Origin of the sequence: Echinicola jeungdonensis, assembly GCF_030409905.1 — a bacterium.
GTDB classification, from domain to species: domain Bacteria; phylum Bacteroidota; class Bacteroidia; order Cytophagales; family Cyclobacteriaceae; genus Echinicola; species Echinicola jeungdonensis.
Window position 1 is genome coordinate 45,317 of sequence record NZ_JAUFQT010000002.1, and the last position, 18,553, is coordinate 63,869.

General features: G+C 41.8%; 12 protein-coding genes and 1 tRNA gene. 12 read left to right on the plus strand and 1 reads right to left on the minus strand.

Annotation, left to right across the window (positions count from 1 at the left end):
- Positions 1 to 4 precede the first annotated feature (4 nt).
- A complete protein-coding gene (locus QWY93_RS13660; protein ID WP_290246175.1) occupies positions 5 to 925 on the minus strand; it encodes an IS1595 family transposase in 921 nt (306 codons plus the stop codon).
- A 674-nt stretch (positions 926 to 1,599) separates the two neighbouring features.
- Here QWY93_RS13660 and QWY93_RS13665 point away from each other — a divergent pair.
- The 12 genes from QWY93_RS13665 to QWY93_RS13720 all read left to right on the plus strand — a co-directional run bounded on the left by QWY93_RS13665 (position 1,600) and on the right by QWY93_RS13720 (position 18,422).
- A tRNA-Pro gene (locus QWY93_RS13665) sits at positions 1,600 to 1,673 on the plus strand.
- A gap of 297 nt (positions 1,674 to 1,970) precedes the next feature.
- A complete protein-coding gene (locus QWY93_RS13670; protein ID WP_290248902.1) occupies positions 1,971 to 2,999 on the plus strand; it encodes a LacI family DNA-binding transcriptional regulator in 1,029 nt (342 codons plus the stop codon).
- Positions 3,000 to 3,374: 375 nt separating this feature from the next.
- Positions 3,375 to 4,325: a class II fructose-bisphosphate aldolase gene (locus tag QWY93_RS13675; protein WP_290248903.1), complete on the plus strand. Its 951-nt coding sequence runs from the start codon at positions 3,375 to 3,377 to the stop codon at positions 4,323 to 4,325.
- Positions 4,326 to 4,364: 39 nt separating this feature from the next.
- Complete coding sequence (iolB, locus tag QWY93_RS13680) at positions 4,365 to 5,252, plus strand: 5-deoxy-glucuronate isomerase (protein ID WP_290248904.1); 888 nt, start codon at positions 4,365 to 4,367, stop codon at positions 5,250 to 5,252.
- Complete coding sequence (gene iolC, locus QWY93_RS13685) at positions 5,245 to 6,291, plus strand: 5-dehydro-2-deoxygluconokinase (protein WP_290248907.1); 1,047 nt, start codon at positions 5,245 to 5,247, stop codon at positions 6,289 to 6,291. The genes iolB and iolC overlap by 8 nt, the downstream gene beginning before the upstream one ends.
- Positions 6,292 to 6,296: 5 nt before the next feature.
- Positions 6,297 to 8,159: a 3D-(3,5/4)-trihydroxycyclohexane-1,2-dione acylhydrolase (decyclizing) gene (iolD, locus tag QWY93_RS13690; RefSeq protein WP_290248909.1), complete on the plus strand. Its 1,863-nt coding sequence runs from the start codon at positions 6,297 to 6,299 to the stop codon at positions 8,157 to 8,159.
- A gap of 230 nt (positions 8,160 to 8,389) precedes the next feature.
- Positions 8,390 to 9,970 (plus strand): solute:sodium symporter family transporter, encoded by a 1,581-nt coding sequence (locus QWY93_RS13695; RefSeq protein ID WP_290248911.1) that lies wholly within the window; start codon positions 8,390 to 8,392, stop codon positions 9,968 to 9,970.
- Positions 9,971 to 9,992: 22 nt separating this feature from the next.
- Positions 9,993 to 11,468 (plus strand): CoA-acylating methylmalonate-semialdehyde dehydrogenase, encoded by a 1,476-nt coding sequence (locus tag QWY93_RS13700; protein ID WP_290248912.1) that lies wholly within the window; start codon positions 9,993 to 9,995, stop codon positions 11,466 to 11,468.
- 3 nt (positions 11,469 to 11,471) lie between these two features.
- Positions 11,472 to 12,395 carry a sugar phosphate isomerase/epimerase family protein gene (locus tag QWY93_RS13705; RefSeq protein WP_290248914.1) on the plus strand — a complete coding sequence of 308 codons (924 nt, stop codon included), beginning with the start codon at positions 11,472 to 11,474 and terminating at the stop codon, positions 12,393 to 12,395.
- Complete coding sequence (gene iolG, locus QWY93_RS13710) at positions 12,392 to 13,435, plus strand: inositol 2-dehydrogenase (protein ID WP_290248915.1); 1,044 nt, start codon at positions 12,392 to 12,394, stop codon at positions 13,433 to 13,435. Before QWY93_RS13705 ends, iolG begins: the two co-directional genes overlap by 4 nt.
- Positions 13,436 to 13,685: 250 nt before the next feature.
- Complete coding sequence (locus QWY93_RS13715; RefSeq protein ID WP_290248916.1) at positions 13,686 to 16,808, plus strand: SusC/RagA family TonB-linked outer membrane protein; 3,123 nt, start codon at positions 13,686 to 13,688, stop codon at positions 16,806 to 16,808.
- A gap of 12 nt (positions 16,809 to 16,820) precedes the next feature.
- Positions 16,821 to 18,422, plus strand: coding sequence for a RagB/SusD family nutrient uptake outer membrane protein (locus tag QWY93_RS13720; RefSeq protein ID WP_290248917.1), 1,602 nt, complete (start codon positions 16,821 to 16,823; stop codon positions 18,420 to 18,422).
- The last annotated feature ends 131 nt before the right edge of the window (positions 18,423 to 18,553 follow it).

Sequence of the window (18,553 nt, forward strand, 5' to 3'; positions counted from 1 at the left end):
ATGATTATCCGCAATCATGCCAGTAAGGATAAATGGAAGCAATAATGAGCCGGTCAAAAAGTTTTTGACCGAAATATTTTCTGTTGAGCTTATAACTAAACTCATCAAGATAGTTTTGCATCATCCTTTCACTTATCATATGGTATGTCTGCAGCTGTTTCTTTAAATTACTTATGGCTATATGAACCCATTTGAGGTTAAAATGGCCTTTATCAGTTCCAGAGACCTCTCTGACATGAACCTCAATACAGTCACCCAGATCTGAGAAGGTGGTACTCTTATCTGTTTGAAGCACTGAGTCCTGATCAATGAATTCTTTGACCAGACCTTGGGCTGTTTTTGCCTCTAAGTTCTTTATCTTCTTCATTTTAAAATATCTACAGCTCTTTTCAAGCTTTCCGGATTCAGGGTTTTCTAAAACTGTCGATTCGGCCATTACCGCTACAATGGACTGTTTTTGACTGCCCCTGCCTCTTTTGAGCTTGTTTTGGGATTTGGCTTTGGTGGCTTTTCCTACAAAGGCCTCATCATATTCTACCATATCCTCAAGCCTATAGATATCATCGCGTTGTCCCATGACCTTCCTGAGTTTATGGTACATCCTGAAAACAGGTTCATACCGCTTCATCCCAAGCTGCCTTTGTAGCTCTGAGGCACTGAAGCTCTTCTTAGTGGCGGTTATGAAGGTCATGGCCAGCAGCCAGGTCCTAATTGGAAGGTTGCTGTTTTCCATAACAGTACCACTCTTGATGCTGGTCCTGAACCCACATGAAGCACATTGAAAGGACTTCTTGTTTTCAAGCCAATAATGACGGTTACAGCTGCACCGTTTGCAAATGATGCCCGATTTTGTCCTTTGTTCTCTAATGAACTTAATACAGGAAGACTCGTCAGGAAACCGATTAATGAAGTTGATTATATTCATGGTCAAAACCGTTTATTTTGACCCAATTTATACAGAGTAATAACTTAACTAAAGCTATTGACACTAACTGTCACTTTTAATTTATTTGGCTACTGGTGTCATTGCGGATATACATATCATTTTAAATCATAGTAAGGATTAACTAGGATTAAAGTAAGTTATTAAAATAATTTAGGGAAGGACTTCAAAAAGGGGGGTGAAAAATAATAAGATGAAATTGGATGTTATTTTCTTCTTTGGAAAAGGGCAAAAGACCATTTTCATAGGACTGAGAAGAGCCCTTGGCTTTTGTAAAAAAGCTTTTATTGGAAATTGGATGTAATTTTCAATGAAGATTCACTACGAAGAAAGACAATTCCCTCCTTATTAATATTATTATATAAATTATTATTGTAATTATATTGAAGGATAGGGAGTGGTGATCAAGAAAAGTGAACTAAATAAAAGCTTGCTTACTGCTCCTGGTGATAAATTTAGGCTAAAACCTTAGAGTCCTTGATAATTCCTTTTCTGATTTTTGGCATGAATTAAGATATATTGAGCAAGAACTGGATTGATAAGCAATAAATCTTTTTAAGTGATAATCAGTCAATAATATAATGGAGCTAAATTAATTTAAGTTATCATTTAATACTTTCCCGGAAAATTGTAATTTTGCCCATTCAAAAGAAGTTCGGGGTGTGGCGCAGTCCGGTAGCGTACTTGCATGGGGTGCAAGGGGTCGTGGGTTCGAATCCCGCCACCCCGACGAACAAAAGCCTGTTGACGAAAGTTGACAGGCTTTTTTTGATTACTTTTTCTACGCATAATGGTGCCAATTATTAATTCTCACCGTGATATTTGGGTGAAATTGCCGATTTCACCTAGTTTCCGGATACTTATGAGGAATTTCTGCCCCCTATTAAAAGGTATGCTTATTGGTAATAATTGAAAAGTTTATTTAAAAATGCAGATCTAAACAGCAGTGGAAATTTCTTGAAGGCTTTTGAAGTTTTTTTTAAACAAATTAGAATCAATAAATGCTTTCATTTATATTGAAATCCCAATGAAGCGTAGACCCAGTACAATAACCGATATTGCTAAAGCCCTCAATGTTTCTGCCTCAACGGTTTCCAGGGCTTTGCATGATAGCCCTTCTATTAGTCAGGAAACAAAGGATGCTGTAATAGCTTTGGCAAAGCAGCTAAATTATCAGCCCAATATGCTGGCCGTTAGTTTACTGAATAAAAAAACAAAGACCATTGGTGTCATTGTGCCTGAAATTACAAGCTATTTTTTTGCCACCGTTATCAGCGGGGTTCAGGATATGGTGGAAGAGGCTAATTACAAATTGATTATTTGCCAATCCAATGAATCCTTTGAGGAAGAAAAAAAGTTGATCGAAACCTTGTCTTTGGGTAGGGTCGATGGCTTTTTGATTTCCCCATCCTCGAAAACAACCAACTTTGAACATTTGGAAAAACTCAGGGCTTCAGGAAACCCGGTAGTGGTTTTTGATAGGGATTGTCCCAATTTTGAAGCGGATAAAGTGTTGGTGGATGATTATGATGGGGCTTTTCAAGCTGTGGATTATTTGGTGAAAACGGGGTGCCAACGGATAGCTCATATAACAGGTCCAAAAAATTTGACCACTTGTCAGCACCGAAAAGCAGGGTATTTGGATGCCTTAAAAAAGAATGGGAGAACCGTCAATCCTGATTATATTACCGAAGTGGAAGGTTTTACTTCTGAAGACGGCGAAGAGGCGGCAAAAAAATTGTTGGATTTGGATACCCCTCCTGATGCTATTTTTGCAATTAATGATGCTGTTGCTATTGGGGCGATGGCCGTTATCAGGGAAAAGGGAATTCACATTCCTGAGGAAATTTCACTGGTTGGATTCGATGATGAACCGTATAGCAAGTATTTTAAACCTTCACTTACCTCAGTTTGGCAGCCGGTATATGATTTGGGCATGTTGTCCTCAAGAATTTTGATGAATCATATTCTGAATGATTTGGAGGATTATAATTACAGGTATGAATTGCTTAAACCGGAACTGATTATTCGGAATTCTTCAAGGCCATTGCCTTAAAATGGAATTTTTGAAAGAATTATCTGTAAATTAAATAATCCAGAGATGGTCCTCTAATAGCACGAATTAGCACAGCCTTCCCCGTCAACATGTGGGATTTTTTTGATTACGTTTATCTAAATAACTTCCTCTATTTTTTCTTACTAGAAAGGGAATAATCAGATTAAAATTGTAGAATTCCGGAAACCAAAATATGAATTCATAAAATCCAGCCTAATTTTTTAATATGGCAGTGTATTGAATGTATGTTTTGATAAATTATTAAAAAAGAAATAATATTCTGTTTATGCAAACCTTTGCGTAAGGTTATCGCTTGGTTTTCTTTTTTTTAAATTGAAATAATTGGAGTATTGGGAAAACGAAAACCCAATAACCATGAAAGTTAGCCCTAAGGATTTGTACAACCACTGTTATGGAAAATATGGCATTGCAGCCATCAATGTTTTTACCATGGAACAGGTTTTGGGCGTATTTAAAGCGGCTTCCATCAGCAAGTCTCCGGTCATCATTCAAACCACCCCAGTGGCAAGGGATTATGCAAACCCTGTCATGCTGCTGAACATGATAGCAACTGGAGCCCAAATTTTCCCGGAGGTAGTTTATGCCCTTCATTTAGACCATGGCAACGAATTTCATATTGATGCAGCCTTGGAGGAAGGCCACTACACTTCCCTTATGATTGATGCCTCCAATGATTCTTTTGAAAAAAATATTTCCAGAACCTTATCGGTAGTCCAGTCCGCCCACAGCAAAGGGTTGGTCGTGGAGGCTGAATTAGGAGTGCTCAGTGGTGTGGAGGATGATATGGAGGTAGATGAGGCAAATTCCCGTTATACCCAACCAGATGAAGTTGAAGAATTTGTGTCACGCACGGGTTGCGATAGCTTGGCCATTGCTGTAGGAACCAGCCATGGGGCTTATAAATTTTCAGGGGGCCAGGGAATCCAATTTGGGATTTTAAAGGAAATCAACAAAAGACTCCCAGGGTATCCATTGGTTTTGCATGGCGGATCAGCAGTGGACCCGAAAGAGACTCAAGAGATCAATGAATTGGGTGGACAATTAAAATCCGGATCCCGGGGGGTATCAGAGGAAGAATTAAAAGCTGCTATTGGATTGGGTGTGTGCAAGGTGAATATCGCCACTGACCTAAGGGTACTTTGGACCCGGGTTCACAGGGAATTTTTCAATAACCATCCCGACCAGTTTGACCCCATAGTTCCGGGGAAAAAATATCAGGAAGAATTGGTGGAGTTTTGCTTGAAGAAGTTTGAGTTGTTGGGCTCAACTGGAAAGGCAGTGGCTTTTGACACCCAATCCGTCTAAATCGCAGTGGAATTTAATTTGAATAAACCAAAATAACTTATGATAAAAGATAAGAAATATGACTTGTTAGCAAAGCCCAATGAAGTGGAGGAGGGCATCTACCAACAAGTTTTGAAAGAAGATGGAGGCTGGCAATACTTGAATTTCGAGGCCAGATTAATAAAAAAAGGAAACACTTGGAGCGGCAATACAGGAGAGAATGAATATGGTTTTATCCTGCTTTCCGGGAATTACACCATGGAAACTGATAAAGGGACATGGACCGTGTCCAATGGCCGGAAAGACGTTTTTTCAGGAATAGCTCATAGTCTTTACTTACCCAGAAGAACCAATTTTACCCTTCACGCCAACAGTGAAGTGTTGGATATTGCATATGGTTGGTGTGAAACGGACCAGGATTTTGAACCGGTATTGAAAAATCCAGAGCAGGTAGAGGTAGAAATCCGGGGAGGTGATAATGCAACTCGGCAAATCAATGATTTGCTGGGCCCTGGATTTCCCTGCCATAGGCTGGTAGCAGTGGAAGTTTATACTCCCTCAGGCAACTGGAGCTCTTTTCCAGCCCATAAGCATGATGAGCGGATCGTGGATGAGAAAGGGAATTTGTTGGAGGCCTGCTTGGAAGAAACCTATTTCTACAAAATAGATAAGGCCCAGGGATATGCTATCCAACAAGTTTATACGGATGACAGGTCTTTGGATGAAATAGCAGTGGCCAGGAACAATGATGTGGTGCTGATCCCAAAAGGCTACCATCCGGTTGTTGCTGGGCATGGATATAATGTCTATTACCTCAATTTCCTTACAGGAAGTGATCAATCCCTTGCCAATTCACCCGATCCCAAGCATGAATGGATTTTTGGTTCCTGGAAAGGCAGAGATGAAAGAATTCCAATGGTCACCGCTAAAATGAATAACAATGGCTAATAAAAACGAAAAACCAGATGTAATCACCATCGGCAGGTCCTCCATAGACCTTTATTCTCAAAATATTGGAGCCGATTTTATTGATATCAAAGGCTTTGATGCTTTTGTAGGTGGCTCACCATTAAATATCGCCACAGGATGTGCAAGGTTAGGGATAAATACCGCTTTACTGACCGGAGTAGGGGAGGATAAGGTGGGAGATTTTATCCTGAACTTTCTGGATAAGGAAGGGGTAGGCACCCAGTTTATTCCAAAGATCCCAGGTGCTCGATCCAGTGCCGTAATATTGGGCATCCAGCCCCCTGACAGGTTCCCTTTGGTTTATTACCGGGATAACTGCGCGGACAGTCAAATTACCATTGACCATGTGATCAATGCCAATGTGGGTGAAACAAAATTGGTTGAGATTTCCGCCACAGCAATGAATGTGGAACCCAGCCGAAGTTCCGTGTTCTTTGCAGTGGAAGAAGCCTATAAGGCCAATGTGCCTGTACTTTTGGACATTGATTTTAGGGCGGACCAATGGTCTGATATCCGCTCATTTGGCCTTATGGTGAGAAATATTTTGCCTAAAGTAAAAATTGCTTTGGGTACCGAAGAAGAGATTTTGGCAGCTATGCTTCAGGATGCGGGGCAGGTGAAAATAGAACATCAACAAATCTCAGCTCCCAAAATCACCGGGAATATTGATGAAGCCATTGAAAGAATAATGGACCTCGGTGTGGAGATTCTGGTGGTGAAAAGTGGAGGCAGAGGAGTTACCGTTTACGATAATCAAGGCCAGGTGATTGAGGTGCCTGGTTTTCCAGTGGAACCCTTGAATGTTTTGGGAGCGGGAGATGCTTTTGCTTCAGGGTTTATCTATGGTTATCTGCAAGGCTGGGACCTTTATAAATCCTGCAGGATGGGCAATGCCAGTGGAGCACAGGTGGTTCTTCAACCTGGTTGCGCCAACTTTATGCCCACTTTGGAGGAATCCCTGGACTTTATTGAAGCACATGGTGGCTTTTACCCCGTATCATTCTCCGAAAAAATCTAAGCCCTATGAAAACTGTAAAATTAACTGTAGCCCAAGCTATTATCCGTTACCTGGACCAACAGTATGTTGAAAGGGATGGAGTAGAGCATAAGTTTTTTCTTGGATGCTTTGGCATCTTTGGTCATGGCAATGTTGCTGGGATTGGCCAGGCATTGCATCAATATCCACAGTTCACCTATTATCAATCCAGAAATGAACAGGCCATGGTGCATGCGGCAGCAGCCTTTGCCAAAATGAAAAACCGCCTTTCCACCATGGTGTGCACCTCATCCATTGGGCCTGGAGCTACTAATATGATCACCGCCGCAGCTGGGGCTACCATAAACAGGTTACCCGTTTTGCTTTTGCCGGGAGATATTTTTGCCAGCCGCAGGGTGGATCCTGTACTTCAGCAATTAGAAAATTCAATGAGTCAGGATGTGTCCGTTAATGATTGCTTTAAACCCGTTTCAAAATTTTGGGACCGCATAAACCGTCCCGAGCAATTGATAACTGCTTTGCCGGCAGCCATGCGGGTGCTTACCTCTCCAGCGGATACCGGTGCGGTTACCCTGTCTTTACCACAGGATGTACAGGTAGAGGCTTATGACTTTCCTGTATCGCTTTTCAAAAAGAAAGTTTGGTATATTCCAAGGTCAACTCCGGATGAAGCTTTGATTTTGAAGGCTACTGAATTAATCAGAAAGTCAAAAAAGCCTTTGATCATTGCTGGTGGAGGAGTGAATTACAGTGAAGCCAATGAAGCTTTGAAGAACCTGATGGACCAGACAGGAATACCTGTGGCCGAAACATTTGCTGGTAAAGGGGCTGTGCCCTACAATCACCCCGGAAATCTGGGAGCAGCTGGGGCTACAGGGACGGAAGGAGCCAATGCCATTAGCCAAAAAGCAGATCTGATCATTGGAATAGGCACCCGGTACAGTGACTTTACAACTGCTTCTAAGACAGCTTTTTCCGAAAAAGCTAAATTTATCAATATCAATATTGCTGAATTTGATGCTTTTAAAAATGGGGCTTTACCACTTACCGGAGATGCAAAAACTACCTTGGAAAAGCTAAGTGAAAAACTTGCAGGATACCAGGTGGATTTAAAATATAGGGAAAAAGTAAAAGCATTTAATGAATCTTGGGACCAGCAGGTCAAATTGGCTTACGAGCCTGAAAATGGCAGCCTTCCAAGCCAATCGGAAGTCATTGGGGCTATCAATGATTTTTCCCAGCCCGAAGATGTAGTACTCTGTGCAGCTGGTAGTCTTCCTGGAGACCTCCACAAACTTTGGAGAACCAGAGATCCAAAGGGATTTCACCTAGAGTATGGGTATTCCTGTATGGGCTATGAAATCGCCGGAGGCCTGGGGGCCAAAATGGCTTGTCCTGAAAGGGAAATTTATGTGATGGTTGGGGATGGGAGTTACCTGATGATGTCCTCAGAAATCATTACATCCATTCAGGAGGGCTATAAACTGACCATCATTTTAATCAATAATAATGGTTATGCCAGCATAGGTGGCTTGTCGAAGTCCTTGGGATCTAAAGGTTTTGGGACGGTTTACAAGTACCGAAATCAAGAAACAGGACAATTGGATGGAGAGTATTTGCCGGTTGATTTGGCTGCCAATGCCCAAAGTTTGGGAGCTGAGGTAATCAAAACCAAAAACATTTCCTCCCTGACTCAGGCTTTACAAAAGGCCAAAACCATTGACAAAACAACGGTGATTTATATTGAAACCGTCCCGGAAAGGAAAATGGCTGGGTATGGCCATTCCTGGTGGGAAGTGCCTATAGCTGAAGTTTCTTCTCAGCCTTCAGTAATTAAAGCCAGGGAGAAATCCCGTTTGAACAAGTCAAAACAGCATTACCACTTATAGAGGAAATAATTTGAAAAAAATGTATTTGAAATCCTGATCGGGATAACTGATGGAATATTCTCACCTCAATTCGAATCAAATAAACTTAATAATTACAGTGGGGGAAGTGGCGGGGGGAATCTTTTATTCGAGATTGCCACTCCGCCTTTGACGGATCGCAATGACGGTTGAGGCCATATTCAGTCCAATTAAGTTGAACTCAGTTTAAATAACCTATACCCAAATAACTAATGGAAATTACTGTTTTGTCCTTTATAGGATTTACGCTGTTTGTGGCATACTATGCCTGGCGAAAAACCAGAAATGAAGACCTGGAAACCGAGGATGGCTATTTTCTTGGAGGAAAGAGCCTGACAGGTGTTGTTATTGCCGGCTCGATGATCATGACCAATATCTCCACCGAACATTTGGTGGGCATGAATGGATCTTCCTACAAAAATGGCTTTGTCATCGTGGCCTGGGAGGTTACTTCTGCATTGGCATTGATTATTGCAGCAGTGTATTTTGTGCCCAAGTACTTGAATATGGGACTTACCACCATTCCCCAATACCTGGAAAAACGTTTCGATGCCGGAACAAGGTCCATGGTGGCTTTATTTCTTCTGGTTTCTTTTGCGGTGACCCTTTTGCCTATTGTTCTCTATACAGGTGCAATAAATTTGGAAAGTTTATTTAATGTTTCAGAGGTATTGGGTATAAGTCAGGATAAGGGGCTTTGGTACACCGTTTTGGCCGTGGGTGGAATCGGATCAATCTATGCCATTTTTGGGGGCTTGAAAGCCGTGGCCGTTTCAGATACCATCAATGGTTATGGACTCCTTATCGCCGGATTAATGGTTCCTTTAATTGCCCTTTTTATGATCGGGGAGGGTAATCCCTTGAATGGGATATCCAAGGTTTTCGAAAACAGCCCTGAAAAATTCAATGTAGTTGGAGGAAAGGATTCTGTATTGCCTTTTAGCACCCTCTTTACGGGTTTGGTCATCAACCAACTTTATTTCTGGTGCATGAACCAAACCATTATCCAAAGGGCTTTGGGGGCAAAAAATCTTAAGGAAGCTCAAAAAGGGTTATTGTTTACAGGGGCTTTAAAACTTTTGGTGCCCTTTATCATTGTCCTACCCGGAGTGATAGGTTTTTATTATTTTGGGGACAGCCTATACGGCCAGCAGGATATGGTTTATCCTGAACTGGTAAAAAAAGTTTTACCCGTGGGGCTAACTGGAGTATTTGCAGCCATCATTATGGGAGCAGTATTGAGCACATTTAACAGTGTTTTAAACAGTGCTTCCACCATTTTCAGCATCGATATTTACAAACGGTTGATTCAACCCAATGCCAGTGCCCATCATTTGGTGAGAGCAGGAAAACTTTCAGCTACAATTTTGGCCATTACTTCCATTATTGCGGCACCTATGGTGGCCCAAGCGCCAGAAGGATTGTTCCAGCTTTTACAACAGCTCAATGGAATTTTCTTTATCCCAATTGCATCCATTATGTTGGCCGGTTTTTTCACCAAGAAAGTAACGGCTTTGGGTGCAAAAGTGGCTTTGTTGACGGGATTGGCATTTTATATACTGACCACATTTTTCTTTCAAGTGGACATTCACTTTGTCCATGTCTGGGGAATTGAGTTTTTGCTCAATTTATTGGTGATGCTGGGCATTTCCCATTTCTGGTCAGGGGAAGCCAAATCCCCTATCTCATTTTCGTCAGGCATTCAATTGGACAAATGGAAATATGCGGGAGCCCTCTCCTTAGTCCTTTTCATCATTACCGTGACTATATACATTCTATTAGGAAATATTTAATCAAAAAAAAGAAGTATCTGATATGGAAAAATTAAGCAATTATATCAATGGAAGCTGGACTATAAGCCAGGAAAACAATCTGGTGGATGTGCTCAACCCGGCGACCCAGGAGGTTTTGGGCAAAGTGCCAATGGGCAAAGCTACCACTGCTGATGTTGAATTGGCAGTAAAGTCTTCCCAAAAAGCCTTTATCTCCTGGTCCCAGGTGCCGGTTATCCAGCGTATTCAGCCCCTGTTTAAACTAAAACAGCTGCTGGAGGAAAATAAGGAGGAGCTGGCCAGAACCATTACCATGGAATGCGGCAAGACCTTGGGAGAGTCAAGAGGGGAATTGCAGCGGGCTATAGAAAATGTAGAAACTGCCTGCGCTACACCAATGCTGATGCAAAGTGAATTTTCTGAAAATATAGCAAAGGGAGTAGACGAATTTATGATCAGGCAGCCTTTAGGTGTTTGTGCCTGTATTGCTCCATTCAACTTTCCCGGGATGATTCCTTTTTGGTTTTTGCCCTATGCAATTGCCTGTGGGAATACCTTTTTGCTAAAACCATCTGAAAAAGTGCCTTTGACAATGCAAAAGGTAATGGGGCTTATTGAGCAAATCGGCTTGCCGGAAGGGGTGATCAATATGGTCCACGGGGGAAAAGAAACCGTGGATGCATTGTTGGAGCATCCAGATGTCAAAGCCATCAGTTTTGTAGGATCCACTGAAGTTGCCCGGTATATCTATGCCAAAGGCGCTGCCAATGGAAAACGTGTCCAGGCACAGGGAGGTGCCAAAAACCCGGTAGTAGTTTTACCTGATGCAGATATTGATACCACCTCTAGAATCATAACGGACAGTGTTTTTGGCTGTGCTGGACAAAGGTGTTTGGCAGCATCAACTATCATCACCGTGGGCGACCAAAAAGGGGGAATTAAAGAAGCGCTTTACGAGGCTGCTGCAAAAAGGATTACCGGATACGGCCTGGATGAAAATGTTGAAATGGGGCCTGTCATTACCCAAGCAAGTAAAACCAGGGTCCAGCAACTGATTGAAAAAGGTGTCAGTGAAGGTGCTAATGTGCTTCTTGACGGAAGAAATAGTGCTGTTTCTGGTTTTGAGAAAGGTAACTTCCTGAAGCCAACCATTTTGGAGAACCTGGACCTAGGGGGAGAGTTAATCAAAACCGAAATTTTCGGTCCAGTAATGAGTCTGGTGCAAATGAATACTATTGATGATGCCCTCCAATTTATTAATGGAAATAATTATGGGAATATGGCCTGTCTTTTCACATCCAGTGGAGCACATGCCAGAAGGTTTAGAAATGAAGCCAATGCAGGAAACATCGGAATAAATATCGGTGTGGCCGCACCGATGGCACAGTTCCCGTTCAGTGGCTGGAAAGACAGCTTTTTTGGTGATCTGCACGGTCAGGGCCGTCATGCCATTGAATTTTTCACCCAGACCAAAGTTACCGTGGAGCGTTGGCTTCAGGATTGGACCAGAAAATTTTAAGCCATGAAAAAAATAAAACTTGCCAATGCCCCCTGTTCCTGGGGGGCATTGGAATTCGAATTAGGAGGGAAGGCTCTGGCTTGCAAGCAGGTTTTGGCCGAAATGGCTGAGCTCGGATATGTAGGTACTGAATTGGGGGATTGGGGCTTTATGCCTACCGATCCACAGGGGTTACGAAAGGTTTTGGATGCTTATGGACTTGATCTTCCCGGGGCTTTTGTTCCAGTGGCTTTGGCCAATAAAGACCAGCATCAAAATGGAGTGGAGAAAGCCCTGAGAATTGCCAAACTAATGGTAGAGGCGGGTTACCGGGATGCCTTTATAATTTTGGCGGATGAAAATGGATGTGTCGAGGAACGCACCCTAAATGCAGGAAGGATTACCCCTAATATGTCTCTAAAACCGGATGAATGGAAGGTCTTTGGTGATGGTGCTAACAAGGTTGCTAAGGCAGTGAAAGACCAATATGGACTGAAAACAGTATTTCACCATCACTGTGCCGGCTTTGTGGAAACCCCAGAAGAACTGGATGCCTTAATGGAAAATACAGATTCTGAATTGGTGGGAATCTGCCTGGATATGGGCCACTATGCCTTCGGTGGAGGGGATCCACTAATGGTGTTGGAGAAGTACCCTGATAGGATTTGGCATATTCACTTTAAGGATTTCGACCCCAAGATTGGCCAAAAAAGCAGGGATATGGGTTGGGATTATTTCCAATCTGTGCAGCATGGGGTTTTTTGCAAATTGGGAGAAGGGGCTGTCAACTTTGATGCCATCATTCAAAAATTGGAAGCAATGGATTATTCAGGTTGGATTGTGGTGGAACAGGATGTCTTACCAGGAATGGGAAGCCCATTTATGTGTGCAAAGCATAACCTGGAGTTTATCCAAAAGAATATGATCAAAAATGAAGTGAAGCCATGAAGAAAATAAATATTGGAATAATTGGATTAGGCCGGATTGGGCAAATCCATTTTAGCAATCTGAAATATTGTATCCCTAACGCAAATCTGGTCATGGTAGCTGATCCACAAAAAGCAGGGGAGTTTAATGGGGTGCCAATTGGAACTGCTGAAGAGGTGATTAACCACGAGAAAATTGAAGCTGTTGTGATTTGTTCTCCTACCGATACCCATTCTGTGTATATCGAAAAGTGTGCTTTGGCAGGAAAGGATATCTTTTGTGAAAAACCCCATGATCTTTCCCTTGAAAGGGTGGTTTGTACCTTGGAATCAGTAAAAAAAGCGGAAGTAAAATTGATGCTGGGTTTTAACCGCAGATTTGATGGGAATTTCAAAAAGATCCAGCAATTGGTAGCCCAAAATAAAATTGGGGATCCTACTATTTTAAAGATCACCAGCCGGGACCCGGGGCCACCTCCTTTGGAATACCTGAAGAGCTCAGGAGGAATGTTTATGGATATGAGCATCCATGATTTCGATATGGCCCGTTTTATTATGGGAAAGGAGGTTGAAAAGGTATATGCTTCCGCTGGGGTGTTTTCCAGCAATGATGTAAAAGAAGCCGGGGATATTGATACGGCCATCATTACCCTGACTTTTATAGATGGAAGCATGGCTGTCATTGATAATTGCCGGAAGGCCGTTTATGGGTATGATCAGCGCTTGGAGGTGTTTGGCAACAAGGGGATGGCACAAATTGATAATAATAAACATGATACCCATTTGTTTTTTGACCAATCCGGGAGCCATGGGGCCCTGCCACTTGACTTTTTCATGGACAGGTATGTGGATTCCTATAAAAATGAGATGGAGAGATTTGTTGAAGCTTTATGCAAGGATGAACCTGTCCCGGTCAATGGTCAGGATGGTTTGGAAGCCATGATGATTGCATTGGCAGCCAACCTCTCTGTAGCAGAAGGGAGGCCTGTAATGTTGAGTGAAATCATGAAAATGAACAGGGTGAAGCAAGAAGAAATGGTGAATAGATCGATTGAGAAGTAAATTGATTTAATCACTGTTGAAGCCCCATTTTTTTAATGAATATTAAATAAATGGGAGCGTACAAGTCCATAAAACCAATATGCAAAGGTTTGCATAATCAATTTTGCAACTGAATTGGGAATACTCTTACTTTGGAGCAATAAATAATTGCAAACAATAAGTTTGTTGAAATAAAATGTGGTGACGCTATATTAATAGCGCGTTTTGATTACCTAAAGAAAACCTAATTAATATCCAAAATAACATCCTTATGAAACAGTTTTCACAAAAATGGTTAAAAGGGTTTAACTCCTGTTATAGCAGGATAATTGACCCTATAACAATGGCCAAAATGCTTGTGGTTATCATTTTGATGACCTTTACAAAACTAGGTTTGGCACAATCCCAGGAAATTACCGGAAAGGTAATCTCAGGAGAGGACCAATTGCCTATTCCAGGGGCAACCGTCCTTGTAAAAGGATCCAGTAATGGAACAGTTACAGATTTTGAAGGAAATTATTCCCTGAATGTTTCCAATCCAGCAGAAGCAATTTTGTCTTTTTCCTTTGTGGGCTATATTACTCAGGAAGTTCCTGTAAACAATCAGTCACAAATAAATATCACCTTGGAACCAGATGTTGCCCAACTGGATGAAGTTGTGGTGGTGGGATACGGTGAAACCAAAAGAAGGGATCTTACTGGGGCTGTGGTCTCCATGGATGCGGAAAATATTCAGGAAGCCAATAAAGTAAATGCTTTCCAGTCTTTGCAAGGTCAGGTGGCCGGGGTCAATATCCAATCTGCCGACAATAAACCTGGGGGAGGCTTTAATGTCCGAATCAGAGGATCCAATACCATCAATGCCAATGAAACAGTAGAACAGGGTGGCTTTAATCCTGGGCAGAATCCACTTTTTGTTGTTGATGGTATTTTCGTGAATGACATTTCCTTTTTGAACCCCGCAGATATTGCCAGGATGGATGTCCTGAAAGATGCTTCAGCCACAGCCATCTATGGTTCCAGAGGAAGTAATGGGGTAGTGATCATTGAAACCAAAAAAGGAAGTGAAGGAAAACTAACCGTGCAGTATGACAACTACATTGGCGTAAAAGAAGCTTATAACCTTCCCGATATGCTTCAAGGGGAAGAATTTGTCCAATACTTTAGAGATGCGGTTGTAGGGAATTTTTATTCTTCCGGGGACTTCAGTGTCACTGAGGATGATGTCAACTTAAGTGACTATATGAGGCCTAATGAACTGGAAAATGTGGCCAATAATGATTATGTCAACTGGATAGATTTGATCCAACATAATGGAATGCAACAAAACCATTCCCTTAGTTTAAATGGTGGTAATGATAAAACGGTATATGGAATCGGGGTGGCCTATACCCAGGATGAAGGAACTTTTGAAGGGGAAGATTATGAGCGTTATACCATAAGGGGTAATATGAGCAGTAAGCTATCCGAAAAGTTTTCAATGGCATTCAGCAATTATGCATCATTTGCCATAAGAAATGAAGGAAGCCGTGAAGGTTTGAGAAGTGCCTACCGTTTACGCCCAACAGCAACACCATTTGATGAAAATGGCGATCCATTATTCTTCCCATTGGAAGGGGAAACATTTATTACTAACCCCTTGTTTGAAGCGGATAACATCACTAGGGAAACCAGAACTTTAAATTACCTGAGTAATCTATCCCTGTCTTTTACTCCAACTGATGGCTTGAAACTTACTTCAAATTTTTCACCCAATATTGAATTCAGTAGATATGGTGAATACAGAGGGCAGTTTGCCAAATCCACAAGTGGAAGTGTACAGAACAGGAGAGCTGATGTTACCAATGCCAACAGGATTTCTTACACCTGGGATAATATCTTGAATTATAACAAGCAACTTGGAGAGGATCATATCTTGAATACCACACTAGTTTATTCCATGTTTATGGACCGGTATGAGAATTATAGGATCCAGCGAAGAAACTTCCCTACAGATGAATTCTTATTCTATAATATTGACGCGGGTTCAGATTTAAGAAATGCAGAAGGTGGATTTTCCAAGCAAACGCTACAGTCCTACACGGGAAGAATCAATTATACCTTCAAGGATAAATACCTCTTTACCCTTACCGGCCGTTATGATGGGTCATCCATTCTGGCAGATGCAAACAAATGGGCTTTCTTCCCTTCAGCAGCTTTTGCCTGGAGAATTATTGATGAAGGTTTCATGAAAGGCCAGAACCTGGTTGCTGATTTGAAACTTCGATTGAGTTATGGTGAAACAGGAAACAATGGTGCCGGTGGTGGTCTTGCCCCCTTGGGGTCTCTGTCCTTGATAGGAAGCAACTTTACCAATTTGGGAGACCAGGTAGTTCAGACAGCCTATGTGACCAATCTGGCCAACCAGGATTTGACCTGGGAAAAAACGAAGGAATTTAACTTTGGTTTGGACTTTGGTTTCTTCAATAACCGGCTTTATGGATCCTTGGATATTTATAACAGAAAGAATACAGGAATCATCTTCTTCCGGCCAACTCCAACGGTTACAGGTTTCTCCGGTGTATTTGAAAATGTGGGAGAAGCAACCAATAAAGGGGTAGAACTTGGGCTGAACTCGGTCAATATTGATAATGGTGATTTTAAATGGACTACCTCCGTCAACTTTGCCAGAAATAAAAATAAGATCACAAAGTTATATGGTGATTTGGACCAGATTTTATTTGGTGTACAGGCAGGTTCCTATGTACATAAGATAGGTCAGCCTGTAGGATCTATTTATACCTATGAATTTGACGGTATTTGGCAAATGGATGAGGTTGACATTGCCCAAAGCTATGGTCAACAACCTGGACAGGTGAAAGTAAAAGACCTGAATGATGATGGGGTAATTGATGCCGATGACAGAACAGTGATCGGTTCCAATATGCCTGATTGGACAGGTGGTATTGCCAATACTTTCAACTATAAAAACTGGGATTTCACCTTCTTTGTCAGAACCAGCCAGGGAGCTACTTCAGCAAGTTACTTCCATATTTCCCATGCAGGGTGGTATAATATTGAAGCAAGGTTCAATAGTATGCAGACAAACTATTGGACTCCGAAAAATCCATCAAATGATTGGAGTCAGCCAAGTAATGATGGGCCATTTGCAGAGCCACTTGTATATCGAGACGTGTCCTTTGTCAAAGTAGGATATATCACCCTGGGTTACAATTTTGATCAAAGTGTTTTGGATGCCCTTAAGATCAACAAACTCCGAGTGTATTTCACAGCACAAAACCCATTCACTTTTACCGATTACGAAGGTTGGGATCCTGAAAATGCTGCAAGAAACAGCTGGGGATCAGCTTACATGTCCAGAATATTAATGGGTGGGATCAATGTTAAATTTTAATCAGAAAGTATCATGAAAAAATATATCATATTATATGTGTGGGTGATCGGATTAATGGGGTTATCCTCCTGCGAAGATTTTCTAGAAGAAGAAAATAGAAATTATCTTTCCGATGAAATATTGCTGAGCGACCCTAAGGCTTTGGATCAACTGGTGGCCAATGCCTATGATAAATTGAGGTTGGCAACAACCTTCTATGACCTGGATCACCAAGGGACGGATGTTTTTACCAGGATGAATATAGTAGCTGGAATCAGTGACCTGAATGATTATGTAAACCTAAGGCCTACCAATGGGTCCATAGGTATTTACTGGACCAATTATTACAATGTGGTTGCTGCTGCCAATACAGCCATTAGCAGGGCAGATCAAGTCCAAGGTATCAGTGATGCGGACAAAAGCAGGGGACTAGGAGAAGCCAAATTTTTGAGAGCCTTTGCTTATTTCCATTTGGTTGAAAATTATGGAGGTGTTCCTTTGGTGCTGGAAGAAATCCGGTCCTCACAGTCCGAATTTAGCCGGGCCAGTGAACAGGAAGTTTACCAGCAAATCATTTCCGACTTGGATGATGCTTTAAGTGGAGTAGATGAAAACCCATCCCTTTATGGAAGGGTTTCAAAAGATGCAGTGCGACATCTAAAAGCCAAAGTTTTGTTGACCCAAGGATATAAGGACTTTGGATCTGCCCAGGATTTTGCCGATGCGGCTGCACTGGCTGAAACGGTGATTGACAAGCATCCGCTGGTTGATGATTTTGCTTCCTTGGTATCCAGGGAAAATCAAAGAAATTCTGAAGTGATATTTTCCATGCTCTATGGTTCCAACCCTGTATCCAGGGGATTGGGTAATAATAGGCACCTGCTGTTTAAGTTTGTCTATGATGTTTATCCCGGGCAAACCAGAAGTACCCAATACCACCGTGGATTGGGAAGGGCTCCAACACCTTATTTCTTTGAATTGTTTGAAGAAGGAGATGAAAGAGAAGCAGCCACCATCCGCCGTTTGATGATTGCAGAAGTGGACAGCAATGATGGAATGATTTCAGAAGGGGATACAAGTATTTATTTTCCGAAAACACCTTGGTCACAAGCTGTAATTGACAGTAAACCATATGCAGTTATCAACCCGGGGGAATATTTTTCTCCTGATGGTTTGACCCAAGTCCATTTTCCTATGTTTAAAAAGTTTGATGACCCAGGTGTTCCTTATACCAACCCAGGAATTAACCCGGATGGAGAGCGTGATGCGATATTGATCCGTTCAGGTGAGACTAGACTTATTGCCGCAGAGGCTTATTTGCAAGCTGGAGATCCAGGCAAAGCAGCTGAACATCTAAATGCTTTAAGGTTAAGGGCGGATTTGGAAACCATGGTTGCTCCTGAAGATGTGGATATTGATTTAATTCTGGATGAAAGTGCCATTGAAATGGCCGGTGAAATCAGCAGATGGATGGACCTAAAAAGAACTGGAAAATTAATTGAGAGGGTATTGGAGCATAATCCACATGCTGCCCTGAATAATGCCATTAAACAGCATCATTTATTAAGGCCAATTCCTCAAAGTGAGTATGATGTAAGTGGTGGTTCCATTGGCCAAAATGAAGGATATAATTAATTATGGGTTTGATTGTTGGGGAGATTTTCCTTTTGGGAAAATTTCCCTATTAATTTAATCCGGTTTAAGGGCCGAATATTTCTAAAGGGAGAATTATTTGGAAACCTTATAATTTATGAGGGACTAAAAAA

Excerpts from the sequence above, each read along its gene's own strand:
- QWY93_RS13720 (WP_290248917.1), top strand. The coding sequence starts at position 16,821 with ATGAAAAAATATATCATATTATATGTGTGGGTGATCGGATTAATGGGG.
- QWY93_RS13695 (WP_290248911.1), top strand. The coding sequence starts at position 8,390 with ATGGAAATTACTGTTTTGTCCTTTATAGGATTTACGCTGTTTGTGGCA.
- iolB (WP_290248904.1), top strand. The coding sequence starts at position 4,365 with ATGATAAAAGATAAGAAATATGACTTGTTAGCAAAGCCCAATGAAGTG.
- QWY93_RS13715 (WP_290248916.1), top strand. The coding sequence starts at position 13,686 with ATGAAACAGTTTTCACAAAAATGGTTAAAAGGGTTTAACTCCTGTTAT.
- QWY93_RS13670 (WP_290248902.1), top strand. The coding sequence starts at position 1,971 with ATGAAGCGTAGACCCAGTACAATAACCGATATTGCTAAAGCCCTCAAT.
- iolG (WP_290248915.1), top strand. The coding sequence starts at position 12,392 with ATGAAGAAAATAAATATTGGAATAATTGGATTAGGCCGGATTGGGCAA.
- QWY93_RS13705 (WP_290248914.1), top strand. The coding sequence starts at position 11,472 with ATGAAAAAAATAAAACTTGCCAATGCCCCCTGTTCCTGGGGGGCATTG.
- QWY93_RS13675 (WP_290248903.1), top strand. The coding sequence starts at position 3,375 with ATGAAAGTTAGCCCTAAGGATTTGTACAACCACTGTTATGGAAAATAT.
- iolC (WP_290248907.1), top strand. The coding sequence starts at position 5,245 with ATGGCTAATAAAAACGAAAAACCAGATGTAATCACCATCGGCAGGTCC.
- QWY93_RS13700 (WP_290248912.1), top strand. The coding sequence starts at position 9,993 with ATGGAAAAATTAAGCAATTATATCAATGGAAGCTGGACTATAAGCCAG.
- QWY93_RS13660 (WP_290246175.1), bottom strand. The coding sequence starts at position 925 with ATGAATATAATCAACTTCATTAATCGGTTTCCTGACGAGTCTTCCTGT.
- iolD (WP_290248909.1), top strand. The coding sequence starts at position 6,297 with ATGAAAACTGTAAAATTAACTGTAGCCCAAGCTATTATCCGTTACCTG.